This is a genomic window from Carboxylicivirga agarovorans, assembly GCF_050589845.1.
GTDB lineage: Bacteria > Bacteroidota > Bacteroidia > Bacteroidales > Marinilabiliaceae > Carboxylicivirga > Carboxylicivirga agarovorans.
The window spans coordinates 139,181-150,877 of record NZ_JBNGPA010000003.1; the positions used below are offsets into that span (position 1 = coordinate 139,181).

Genomic DNA, 11,697 nt, shown 5'->3' on the forward strand with positions numbered 1-11,697 from the left:
ACATGAACACGCAAATTTTATTGTTAGGTGGTAATCAAGGTGATGTAATTGGCTCTTTAAAAAAGAGCATCGGATTATTGTCAGAGCGTCTTGGACAGCCGATTCTTGTGTCAGAATATTATGAAAGTGAAGCCTGGGGATTTGAGGCAGAACAAAACTTCATCAACCAGGTTGTGGAATTTAATTCTGTTCTGGATCCTGCCGAACTGCTCGACTTTACACAGAAAATAGAAAAAGAACTGGGGCGAAATAAAAAAACCGGAACCCATTATGAGTCCCGGCCTATTGATATTGATATTTTGTTTTTCAATGATAAACAAATTGAATTACCACGTTTAACCATACCTCATCCAAAATTACATGAGCGTCGTTTTACGCTTCTTCCTCTTTTGGATCATTGGGCCGACTTTGTACATCCTGTTTTTCAGAAAAACATTCTTCAGTTAGAAGAAAGTTGTCAAGATGCCGGTATGGTGAAAAAATTATCTGTTTAGATCTTGCTTCCGTAAGCCAGATCTCCGGCATCACCAATACCAGGAATAATATATGATTTGGAGTTTAATTCTGCATCAACAGCACCCAACCATAAAGTAACAGGTTCGTCTTTAAATATATTTTGAACATACTGTACTCCTGCCTCACTTGCGATCAATGACGTAATGTGCACATGCTTTGGTTTTCCCTTTACCAAAAGTGCCTTATATGCCAATTCAATGGATGTACCTGTTGCCAGCATCGGATCACTTAAGATCACTATTTTATCATCTAAGGATGGCGATGATATATACTCAATATGAATGTCAAAATCACCTTTCTCATTATACTTGCGATAAGCTGAAACAAATGCATTTTCAGCCCTGTCGAAATAGTTTAATAAGCCCTGGTGCATGGGTAAACCAGCTCTTAAAATTGAAGCAATTACCGGTTCTTCACTCATCACATTCTCCTGCGCCACACCTAATGGTGTTGTTACATCCTTTACTTCATGAGGCAACACTTTGCTTATTTCATAGGCCATGATCTCGCCCATACGCTCAATATTACGACGAAAGCGCATTGGATCAGTCTGAATGGAAGTGTCACGAATCTCTGCAATAAAGCGATTAAAAATGCTTTGTTGTTGATTGAAAATTGTTGTTTGCATTTGGAAATTTTGATTGCAAAGTAAATAAAAATTGAGCAGAGTATATGGTGTTATTCAACATCATTCTTCTTAAAATCGTTAAGAGAATCAATAATGTAATCAACTTCATCTTCTCTCAGGCACTGATGCAGCGGAACACTCAATATCGTATTGTGTATCTTTTCTGTCACCGGCAAACTTAATTCACCCAACTCCTTATATGCATTTTGTTTATGCGGTGGAATCGGGTAATGAATCATAGAACCAATAGTTTTAACAGATAAATAGTGCCTTAATTCATCGCGATAATTTGTACGGATAACATATAGATGCCAAGCGTGCTGTTTTACGTCATTGGGCCATTGTGGCAAAGTCAACACAGGATTCTCAATTTCCATACAATAACGCTTAGCTATTGACCTTCTCCTTTCTGTGATTGCTTCAAGTTCATCGAGTTTAACATTAAGAAAGGCCGCCTGAATTTCATCTAAGCGCGAATTACATCCTTTAAAGTCATTAATATATTTCTCTGATGAGCCATAATTGGCAAGCGCCCTTACCATATCTGCCAATTGAACATTATTTGTGGTCACCGCTCCGGCATCACCAAGAGCCCCAATATTCTTACCCGGATAAAAACTAAAGGCAGCTGCATCAGATAAATTACCTGTTTTCTTACCATTGAGTTCTGCACCAATAGCTTGAGCATTATCCTCAATCAGGAGCAATTCATTGCTTCTGGCAATTTCGTAAATTGGCTGCATGTTACAAACAAAACCATATAAGTGAACAACCAGAACAGCTTTTGTTCTTGAAGTGATTTTAGATCTTATCTGATCTGGATCAATATTATAGGTGCTTATTAGTGGTTCTGCCAATACCGGTTTTAAGCCATTATCACTAATTGCCAATATCGATGCAATATATGTATTGGCAGGAACAATAACTTCATCACCCTCTTTTAACAATCCCAGCTCAATGTAGCCCTTAAAGATTAAACGTAAAGCATCCAGACCATTACCTGTGCCAACTACATGCCGACAACCTGTTTCTTTTGAAAGTTTCTCCTCAAACAAGGCATTTTCCTTTCCCTGTAAATACCAACCCGAATTCAGAACGCACTTTACTGCTTCTTCCAATTGATCCTGATAGGGTGAATTAATTTGTTTGAGATTAAGAAATGGTATTTTCATATACAATAATAACGCAATTAAACAGTTTAAATTAGCGAAATGATCTAGAATTATAATCAATGTCAGAGCTAAAAGATTATTATCAATTGATTACATTGCCGAAGATAACTGATTCCAGGGGAAACCTAACGTTTATTGAAGGCAATGAACATGTTCCCTTTGAAATTAAAAGGGTTTATTATACTTATGACATACCAAGCGGAGCAGAAAGAGGCGGACATGCACACAAAGAACTCTTTCAATTTCTGATCCCAATTAGCGGTAGCTTTGATGTTATACTGGATAATGGCAATGAAAAAACAACAGTATTCCTAAATAAACCAGATATTGGATTATTAATTAAACCAGGTATTTGGCGGGAAATTAATAATTTTAGCGCGGGCAGTGTCGTAATGGTATTGGCTTCTGACTTTTTTTATGAGTCAGACTATATAAGGGATTATGAAGAATTCAAATCAAGTAGAAAGTGATTGAAGTAATCAGATATTCAAAAATAAAAAAAGAAGAGTGGGATGATTTCGCTCGTCATTCAAGCATTGATTCTTTCTTATTTTTTCGCGATTACATGGAATATCACAGCGATAGGTTTTCAGACTTTTCCTTGATGGTATATAAGGAAAATAAACTAAAACTTATACTCCCGGCTAATACCAGAGACCATATATTATATTCCCATCAAGGCCTGACATTTGGTGGAATAGTTACTGAAAAAAACCTTAAAAGCATAGATGTAATTAGTTATTTTGAGGCGATACATCAATTCCTTAAAGAAAACCGCATTCATAAAATGATCTATAAAGTTTCACCCAGTATTTATAATAATGGCAGTGAAATTGATTCATATTTGATGTTTCGGTTCAATGCTGTTTTAACCAGCAGACTGCTTACTTCGGTTATTGATCTAAACAAAGCTTTTAAGCCAAACAGAAACAGGATACGCAACCTTAAAAGAGCCAGGGACTATAACATCAACATTAATGAAAGTAATGACATAATGCAGTTTTGGGAGATCATGACCAATAACTTAAAGTCTAAGTTCAACGTTGCTCCTGTCCATTCTCCTGCTGAAATACAACTTTTGCAAAGTAGGTTTCCTGAAAGAATCAAACTATTTACAGCCAAGAGTGAAAACAAACTGCTTGGCGGTATGATCATTTATTTTTTTGATGAGGTTATTAAGGTTCAGTACGCTCATGCATCTCCTGAAGGTAAAAAACTGGGTACTATTGATGCCTTGTATTTCTATTTGTACGAAACTTATTGCAATACCTTTAAGTTCATCGATTTTGGAAATTCAAATGAAAAAGGCGGTCAGGTAATTAATAGCGGATTACTTTCCCAAAAGGAAGCATTTGGTGCCTATGGTGTTATAACAGACACTTACGCATACGAAATTCCATAATAGATTAAGAACAGGACTTAGTTAAACAAGAACCCCAATCTCAATCGCAGTACCCATAACATCACTATTCTATCCCACGGTTTATTAACAAGACGATTATAGTGTTTTATGTAATTCTTTAGATCGTTCTTTTTAAAGTAAAAATACGAATATGTTATGCTTTCATGTTGACTACAATAAAAATCTACCATTCCCTTATCCAGCTTTTGCTTTTCAAGGAAGGTTTTAGAAATAAATAAGGTGTGTTTATTGTATTGTAATGATTCTTCGATGTCTTTAAAGTGGCATGCAGAATTATCATTTCGACGGTAACATACGGTAGATTTATTAATGTAACCTACTTTATGGGTTCGACTGATCTCAAGCCACATTGGCAGATCTTCAATGTGATACTCCTGCCTGTTAAACCTTTCAATCAGATCACTTTCAACAATTAATGAACGCTTATAACATACTGTAACTGCATTGACCTTATTATTTACGGCTAAGCGAAGAAAGATATCTCCCTCCAGGTACTTTGCCTCTTTTTGGCAATTTTTCATATATCGAGGTTTTATACCTCGTTTTTGCATATATAACTCGTCAAATTGTGTGTGAACCATTCCATAGCCCGGATTAGCCTCCATAAAATCAACCTGCATCTGAAGTTTATCAGGGTCAATGTAAAAATCGTCCCCGCCTAACCCGGCAATATATTTTCCTCTTGCTTTTTCCAGACATTGAGTGTAATTACGAATCAGCCCAAGGTTATTTTCATTATCAATAAACTTTATACAACTATTCTTACTTGCATATTCCTGAATTATTTCTCCCGAATTATCTGTACTGCAATCGTTGGCGATTATAAATTCAAAGTCAAAATTTGTTTTCTGCATTAATACAGATTCTATCATTTGTGCAACATAGGCTGCCTGATTATATACTGTCGAAATTACTGTTAACTTGATCATTATTCAATATTACTTTATAAAGCTCTATAACGTAACAATCACCAAAAAGGTGCTTTAAAATGAAAAATTATCCAATTCGCTAATATTTTTACAACTAATGTCGTTAATTAGCATAAACAGTAACAAATGGCATTACTTAAGAACAGGTTTTTATCAGTTTCATTTAAAAACTCATTTCAAATCATTTTCAGATTTCTCGTTGGTTTAATCAACATGAAGGTAGTTGCCATTTATACCGGTCCGACAGGCATGGCACTGTTTGGCCAATTACAAAATGCACTTCAACTTGGGACAACGATTTCTAACCTTGGCTTTACAAACGGAATAATCAAATACACCTCTCAAAACAATCTATCGCCTAATGAAAGGCAATCAATTATTTCAACCAGCATCACATTAACCTTAATTGCATCTTTAGTTTTAGGCAGCATTGTTATGATAATGTCTGAAGAAATTTCGGTTCACCTATTTAAAACCAAAGAATACAACTTCATTTGTCAATTAATCGGCATACATCTTATCTCATCGAGTATGCTAAACCTAATTTTATCAATTTATAACGGACTAATGCGGTTAAAGCGATTCATTATAATAAATCTCATCAATTCGTTTTTTCTTTTGTTACTGGTTTCCCTTGGCACTATCTTTTTTAACGTCAAAGGAATGTTGTGGGCTCTTATATTTCAAAGTCTCTTTAGTCTGATTTTTGCCTTCTTCCTCTTGTCAAAAGATCGGATAAACTTTAAGTTAGCTATTAGCAAGGCAGCCTGCCTGAAACTGGGTAATTATTCCTTAATGACCCTGGTCAGTGGCATTGTCGGCCCATTGGTTTTAATAATCATTCGTGATATATTAATTCATAATGAAACACTTCATAATGCCGGAATATGGGAATCAATAAATAAGATCAGCAACAGCTACATTGTTTTACTTACCAGTGCTTTCAACTTTTATCTATTGCCAAAATTTTCTTCCCTAAAAAGCTCAAGTTCCATTAGAAAAGAAGTGATCTCAACTTTAAAAATACTTATCCCTGTTTTATTGTTAGGTGCAGCTTCAATGTACTTCCTGCGTAAACCAATCATTAGTACCTTATTTTCTCAGGAATTTAGTGAGGCAGGTCAGATTATCAGGTGGCAAATTATTGGAGATTTCTTCAAGGTTATCAGCTGGGTCTTTGCCTACTTATTAATCTCCAAAACAAAAACAATCGCATTCGTTATATCTGAAGTTGCTTCTGGTATCCTACAGGTCTCATTTTCTAAAATAATGATACTGAAATATGGACTTGAAGGCAGCACTATGGCATATGGACTTGAAAACGCGATTTATTTCATCATTCTCCTTCTTTTCTTTTTTTATTACTGGGGCTTCAAAAAGGAATAGATCACGCATGCCTCCCATAAAGACATAAGGGTTTTAATCAGATCGACTCCTATTAGCTTAACTATTAATATCAATCGATATTCCACATGAAATTAACTATATATTGGACCCGGAATTATTAAAACCATATTGATATCACCACAGATTCCCTATTTTTACAAAAAACAAACAAAATGCGTCAAGGCTATCTCTCACATTTACCGCCAATCATTAAGCTGATCTTTGTACTTACTACAGTAGTGCTCTTGGGAATGTTATCTGCAGTGTTTATGACCCTGATAGCGGAGCCACTCTTTGGGGTAGACATGAGCTCATATACTGATATGAAATCCAATATTGCTTTTATGCAATGTTACCAGATATTACAAAGCATCAGTTTATTTATTATTCCTTCGCTATTGGCTTTCTTTTTGTTTTACCCTTCATTCACCTTCGGCGTAAGGGGTGAGAAGAACCTGTCGGCACTAATAACAGTCATTGCCGTTTTTTTAGTTTTTGTTTCCCAATCCTTTATCTCCTACTCAGGCTGGCTTAACCATCAGATACAATTACCAGAATCTTTAGCTGAGGTAATTAACTGGATGACGCAAAAAGAACAGGAGGCAACAGAACTGACGACCTTGTTGATCAGAAACAATAGCTGGACACAGATTCTGATCACTGTTTTGATGATGAGTATACTTCCGGCCATTGGCGAAGAGTGGCTATTCAGAGGTCTTATACAACGTGAATTAGACAACTGGCTAAAAAACAAGCACATCGCCATTATTCTTACAGCCATAATTTTTAGTGCTGTTCACATGCAGTTCTTAACATTTCTGCCTCGCTTTTTTCTGGGAATAATACTGGGATATTTGTTTGTCTTTTCGGGCAACCTGTGGGTGGCAGTTATCGGTCATTTTACCAATAATTTCATGGCCATTGTAGCCTACTGGTATATGTCGGCAAAAGAAGGTGAATCGCCGCTTGACATCCCATTGGAGAACCCATTCGGAGTGCTAACAATCCTTAGTTTCGTCGCAATATTCTGGTGTCTGATATTGATTAAAAGAATCAGGACTCATTCAGAACACACTGACAGCATTTAATCGTGTATTTCCTTTTCGTGTTTTCTTAAAAGGTAAACAACACCATAATTGGAGCATTTAGTACGCTTGTCATCACCTTCAAGCATATCAAAATGAGCTTCAATCTCATTCCATATTTCCAGCACGATTCTATCTGCTACAGCGCGAAGCTCGGTTACTTTTTCATGCATTTTCTGAGTGGTAACCAGTAGGTTCTTATGATTATTGAAGTATTCAACAAACTTTTCATACTTGATCTTCACCATTGCAATTGATGGATTGTATATTCGTGATCCTCCCATCATACCGCGCTTCTCTTCTCCTTCAACAACATTTTTTCCTACCTGTAACAACTGCTGCTCTGTACCTAACTCGGGAACAGATTTCTCATCCACATCAAAACCATACAATTTTCTCACCTCAGGCTTTATCTCTCCTCTGATGATACAAAAATTAAGTACCTGGATAAAATGTGAAACATACAAGCGGGTTACTTTAAATTGGTCGCCCAGCAATTTACCGTATTTGGCCTGTCGTTCTTTACTGAAATTATATTGAGAAATAGCTTGTTCGTACAAAGGAAGGAAAGATTGCAATTCGAGAAATAACTTTTGACTATAGGCTAAGTCAAAAGGACTCAATTGCATACCCTTTTGGAGGGCAGCTTTTAAAGCACGCAAGCGAGCTTGATCTGTATTAGGCAGACGACGATATGGCATGTTGTTTTCAATTAAAGGAGACCTGTTCGCATCTAAAATTAGAAAAAATAACTTCTATTAACAAATACCTACAGTTCAACTACTTTTATTATTCCTTTTTTTAACACTAAACGATTCATCATTCAAACTTATCTGTTCATCAGTATGAAACAATCGTTCATAAAAACGTATTATTTCAATAAAGGTTACTATTTTCTAAAAATCAGTTGTATAAAAAATAAAAAAAGAGCTACTCCAATTGGAATAGCTCTTTTATTTATATCTCTAACGACCGTGTGTTAGTCTTGAAATTTAGCTTTCAGGAACTCACGATTTAAACGAGCAATGTTTGAAATAGAAACACCTTTAGGACACTCTACCTCACAAGCGCCGGTGTTGGTACAGTTACCAAATCCCAGTTCATCCATCTTAGCTACCATGTTCTTGGCACGACGCGCGGCTTCAACCTTACCCTGAGGCAACAAAGCCAGGTGGCTTACTTTAGCTGAGACGAACAACATTGCCGAACCATTTTTACAAGTGGCAACACATGCTCCACAACCGATACATGATGCTGCATCCATCGCCTCATCAGCATCATCCTTAGGAATTGGAATCGCGTTAGCATCAGGAACACCACCAGTGCTTACCGATGTATATCCACCAGCAGCAATAATCGTATCAAATGCATTACGGTTTACAATTAAATCCTTGATAACAGGGAAACCAGCTGAACGCCATGGTTCAATAGTAATCGTCTCTCCATCTTTGAATTTACGCATGTGTAACTGACATGTTGTTACATCATCATCAGGTCCGTGAGGACGACCATTAATGTATAATGAACACATACCGCAAATACCTTCGCGACAATCGTGATCGAAAGCTACAGGCTCTTTGCCTTCATTGATCAACTGCTCGTTAAGAACGTCCATCATCTCAAGGAAAGAGCTATCTGTTGATACTTTATCCAGTTTATATGTCTCGAAACGACCCTTTTCTTTAGGTCCGTTCTGACGCCAAACCTTTAGAGTCAAACTTATATTATTTTCCATTTTTCTCTGTTTAACTATTAAGACCTAAGATTATTTATAATTACGCTGAGCAACTTTAACAACTTCAAAAGTCAAGTCTTCTTTATGCATCACCGGTGCTTTATCTTCACCCTGATATTCCCAACAAGCAGCATATGCAAACTTGTCATCCTGACGCATAGCCTCTCCCTCTTCAGTCTGGAACTCTTCACGGAAGTGACCACCGCATGATTCTTCACGATTCAATGCATCGCGAGCCATTAAGTCGCCAATCGCGATAAAGTCAGCTAAACGAGACGCTTTTTCCAACTCAACGTTCATACCTTCTCCTGATCCGGGAATACGCACATTACTGTAGAATTCCTTTTTAATTTCAGCAATTTTCCCGATAGCCTGCTCCAAACCTTCTTTGTTACGAGCCATACCAACGAAATCCCACATTACCAAACCAAGTTCTTTGTGAATACTATCAACCGAACGCTCACCTTTAATCGCCATTAATTTATCGAATTTGGCTTTTGCTTCATTCTCTGCATCAACAAATTCTTTTTCATCACCTGTCATGCGAGGTGTTGAAATATCATCAGCAAGGTAATTTTGAATCGTGTAAGGAAGAACAAAATATCCGTCAGCCAATCCCTGCATCAAAGCGGAAGCTCCAAGACGGTTGGCACCGTGATCAGAGAAGTTAGCCTCACCGGCAGCAAATAAACCAGGAACTGTTGTCTGCAATTCGTAATCTACCCAAATACCACCCATTGTATAGTGAATAGCAGGGTAAATCATCATTGGCGTTTCATATGGATTGTCATCAACGATCTTTTCGTACATCTGGAATAAGTTTCCATAACGCGCACGAATAGCATCTTCACCTAAACGCTCAATTGACGATTTAAAATCAAGATAAACAGCCAAACCAGTTGCTCCAACACCAAAACCGGCATCACAACGCTCTTTGGCAGCACGAGAAGCTACGTCACGCGGCACAAGGTTACCGAATGCAGGGTAACGACGCTCTAAGTAGTAATCTCTGTCTTCTTCTTTGATCTCAGTTGGCTTCATCTTTCCTGCACGGATAGCTTCAGCATCTTCTTTCTTCTTAGGCACCCAGATACGTCCGTCATTACGCAATGACTCTGACATTAACGTTAACTTCGACTGGAACTCACCGTGCACCGGGATACAGGTTGGGTGAATCTGAGCGAAACATGGGTTAGCAAAAGCTGCACCTTTCTGATAAGCTTTGATAGCCGCTGAACCATTCGATCCCATTGCATTTGTTGACAGGAAGAAAGCGTTACCATAACCACCTGTAGCCAATACAACAGCATGACCAAAGTGACGCTGGAATTCACCGGTAACCAAATCACGGGCAATAACACCACGTGCTTTTCCGTCAACCATTACAATGTCAACAATCTCAGTACGCGTATACAAATCTACAGTACCAGCATTTACCTGACGCATCAGCGCCTGGTAAGCACCAATTAACAACTGCTGACCTGTTTGTCCTTTCGCGTAAAATGTACGACTAACCTGTGCTCCACCAAATGAACGGTTATCTAACAAACCACCATATTCGCGGGCAAAAGGAACACCTTGAGCCACACACTGGTCAATGATATCGTTACTTACCTCAGCCAAACGGTGAACGTTTGCTTCACGTGCACGATAGTCACCACCTTTTACTGTATCATAAAATAAACGGTGAACAGAGTCACCATCATTAGGATAGTTCTTTGCAGCATTGATACCTCCCTGTGCAGCGATAGAGTGCGCACGACGAGGAGAATCCTGAATGGTGAAGTTCTTTACATTGAAGCCCATTTCACCAAATGAAGCAGCAGCCGAAGCACCTGCCAGTCCTGTTCCAACAACAATAATATCTAACTTACGCTTGTTAGCAGGGTTAACCAATTTCTGGTTAGCTTTATAATTAGACCACTTTTTGGCCATTTCGCCTTGTGGTATCTTAGAATCTAATTTCATATCTATTTATGTATTTAGATTTGACCTATTAATAAAAAGCAAATTGAAGGATAGCTATCAAAGAAAAGCCTAATCCTACGATCCATGCAAAAGCAATACCGGCAACAGTCCAACGACTACGCCAGATACTATTACTTAATCCCAGAGTTTGGAAAGCTGACCAGAATCCATGTGTCAGGTGGATAGTCAGACCCAATGCCCCAATTACATACAATACAACCCTCCATGATTCTGAAAGGGCAGCATTAACCAATGCATAGGTATTGTGCATTTCAACGCCGTCAATGGTGATTGACTCAGCAGCATGTGTGATCTGTAAAGGCACCCAGAAATCAATTAGGTGAACCACTAAAAATGCTGATACTGTCAAACCTAACACAAACATGTTTTTTGAAGCCCACATCACATCTTTGGTATTATTACCCGATGCATACTTGGCCGAGCCACGTGCTTTGTTGTTTTGTGCTGTTAACACAGCCGCATAAATAATGTGTACAAAGAAACCGGCAAATAACACTGGCTGTAAACCATACTTAATTAATGGTAAGGCCATGAAATTTGCGGCAACATTAAACATTACTCCGCCATCTGGCACAAGCAGCAATAAGTTAATGGAAAGGTGAACGATCAAGAACACCACCAAAAAAAGTCCTGACAGACTCATCAGTAACTTTCTTCCAATTGAGGAACCAAAAATAGTACTCATAGGAATCCTTTTTTATTTATTTAATTGTTAAAACTAATTTGTTCTATAAGGCTGCAAATGTAGGTGTGAAAAGCCCTCTGGGCAAACTTTATTAAAGAATTAATTCTATATTTATATCAATTCTAATTAACCACACATTTAAACATTTT

12 protein-coding genes are annotated in these 11,697 nt (G+C 37.6%); 5 read left to right on the forward strand and 7 right to left on the reverse strand.

Annotated elements, in window-relative coordinates; translation table 11 throughout:
• Positions 1-2: 2 nt before the first annotated feature.
• Positions 3-494, forward strand: a complete 492-nt coding sequence (folK, locus tag ACRD69_RS04625; protein WP_430813895.1) for a 2-amino-4-hydroxy-6-hydroxymethyldihydropteridine diphosphokinase — start codon at positions 3-5, stop codon at positions 492-494.
• Here folK and upp read toward each other — a convergent pair.
• Both upp and ACRD69_RS04635 read right to left on the reverse strand, forming a co-directional pair.
• Positions 491-1,144, reverse strand: coding sequence for a uracil phosphoribosyltransferase (gene upp / locus ACRD69_RS04630; RefSeq protein WP_430813896.1), 654 nt, complete (start codon positions 1,142-1,144; stop codon positions 491-493). The two genes, folK and upp, sit on opposite strands and share 4 nt — an antisense overlap.
• A 50-nt stretch (positions 1,145-1,194) precedes the next feature.
• Complete coding sequence (locus ACRD69_RS04635) at positions 1,195-2,316, reverse strand: DegT/DnrJ/EryC1/StrS family aminotransferase (RefSeq protein WP_430813897.1); 1,122 nt, start codon at positions 2,314-2,316, stop codon at positions 1,195-1,197.
• Between the two features lie 59 nt (positions 2,317-2,375).
• Between ACRD69_RS04635 and ACRD69_RS04640 the strand changes: the two genes are divergently transcribed.
• Entirely contained in the window at positions 2,376-2,786 is a 411-nt protein-coding gene (locus ACRD69_RS04640) for a sugar 3,4-ketoisomerase (RefSeq protein ID WP_430813898.1), read from the forward strand.
• Entirely contained in the window at positions 2,783-3,718 is a 936-nt protein-coding gene (locus tag ACRD69_RS04645) for a hypothetical protein (RefSeq protein ID WP_430813899.1), read from the forward strand. The genes ACRD69_RS04640 and ACRD69_RS04645 overlap by 4 nt, the downstream gene beginning before the upstream one ends.
• Before the next feature lie 17 nt (positions 3,719-3,735).
• On the opposite strand, the gene ACRD69_RS04650 is transcribed toward ACRD69_RS04645, so the two are convergent.
• Entirely contained in the window at positions 3,736-4,668 is a 933-nt protein-coding gene (locus ACRD69_RS04650) for a glycosyltransferase family 2 protein (RefSeq protein WP_430813900.1), read from the reverse strand.
• Between the two features lie 126 nt (positions 4,669-4,794).
• Here ACRD69_RS04650 and ACRD69_RS04655 point away from each other — a divergent pair, with 126 nt between their 5' ends.
• Together ACRD69_RS04655 and ACRD69_RS04660 are read left to right on the forward strand one after the other, a co-directional pair.
• Complete coding sequence (locus ACRD69_RS04655) at positions 4,795-6,054, forward strand: O-antigen translocase (RefSeq protein WP_430813901.1); 1,260 nt, start codon at positions 4,795-4,797, stop codon at positions 6,052-6,054.
• A gap of 173 nt (positions 6,055-6,227) precedes the next feature.
• Positions 6,228-7,142, forward strand: a complete 915-nt coding sequence (locus tag ACRD69_RS04660; protein ID WP_430813902.1) for a CPBP family intramembrane glutamic endopeptidase — start codon at positions 6,228-6,230, stop codon at positions 7,140-7,142.
• On the opposite strand, the gene ACRD69_RS04665 is transcribed toward ACRD69_RS04660, so the two are convergent.
• The 4 genes from ACRD69_RS04665 to ACRD69_RS04680 all read right to left on the reverse strand — a co-directional run bounded on the left by ACRD69_RS04665 (position 7,139) and on the right by ACRD69_RS04680 (position 11,548).
• Positions 7,139-7,840: a hypothetical protein gene (locus tag ACRD69_RS04665; protein WP_430813903.1), complete on the reverse strand. Its 702-nt coding sequence runs from the start codon at positions 7,838-7,840 to the stop codon at positions 7,139-7,141. The genes ACRD69_RS04660 and ACRD69_RS04665 overlap by 4 nt on opposite strands.
• Before the next feature lie 278 nt (positions 7,841-8,118).
• A complete protein-coding gene (locus ACRD69_RS04670) occupies positions 8,119-8,874 on the reverse strand; it encodes a succinate dehydrogenase/fumarate reductase iron-sulfur subunit (RefSeq protein ID WP_430813904.1) in 756 nt (251 codons plus the stop codon).
• A gap of 30 nt (positions 8,875-8,904) precedes the next feature.
• Complete coding sequence (locus ACRD69_RS04675; RefSeq protein WP_430813905.1) at positions 8,905-10,842, reverse strand: fumarate reductase/succinate dehydrogenase flavoprotein subunit; 1,938 nt, start codon at positions 10,840-10,842, stop codon at positions 8,905-8,907.
• A 28-nt stretch (positions 10,843-10,870) separates the two neighbouring features.
• Positions 10,871-11,548: a succinate dehydrogenase cytochrome b subunit gene (locus ACRD69_RS04680; protein WP_430813906.1), complete on the reverse strand. Its 678-nt coding sequence runs from the start codon at positions 11,546-11,548 to the stop codon at positions 10,871-10,873.
• Between the last annotated feature and the right edge of the window lie 149 nt (positions 11,549-11,697).

Coding starts and splice junctions, on each gene's coding strand:
- folK (WP_430813895.1), top strand. CDS start 3: ATGAACACGCAAATTTTATTGTTAGGTGGTAATCAAGGTGATGTAATT.
- upp (WP_430813896.1), bottom strand. CDS start 1,144: ATGCAAACAACAATTTTCAATCAACAACAAAGCATTTTTAATCGCTTT.
- ACRD69_RS04635 (WP_430813897.1), bottom strand. CDS start 2,316: ATGAAAATACCATTTCTTAATCTCAAACAAATTAATTCACCCTATCAG.
- ACRD69_RS04640 (WP_430813898.1), top strand. CDS start 2,376: ATGTCAGAGCTAAAAGATTATTATCAATTGATTACATTGCCGAAGATA.
- ACRD69_RS04650 (WP_430813900.1), bottom strand. CDS start 4,668: ATGATCAAGTTAACAGTAATTTCGACAGTATATAATCAGGCAGCCTAT.
- ACRD69_RS04655 (WP_430813901.1), top strand. CDS start 4,795: ATGGCATTACTTAAGAACAGGTTTTTATCAGTTTCATTTAAAAACTCA.
- ACRD69_RS04660 (WP_430813902.1), top strand. CDS start 6,228: ATGCGTCAAGGCTATCTCTCACATTTACCGCCAATCATTAAGCTGATC.
- ACRD69_RS04665 (WP_430813903.1), bottom strand. CDS start 7,840: ATGCCATATCGTCGTCTGCCTAATACAGATCAAGCTCGCTTGCGTGCT.
- ACRD69_RS04670 (WP_430813904.1), bottom strand. CDS start 8,874: ATGGAAAATAATATAAGTTTGACTCTAAAGGTTTGGCGTCAGAACGGA.
- ACRD69_RS04675 (WP_430813905.1), bottom strand. CDS start 10,842: ATGAAATTAGATTCTAAGATACCACAAGGCGAAATGGCCAAAAAGTGG.
- ACRD69_RS04680 (WP_430813906.1), bottom strand. CDS start 11,548: ATGAGTACTATTTTTGGTTCCTCAATTGGAAGAAAGTTACTGATGAGT.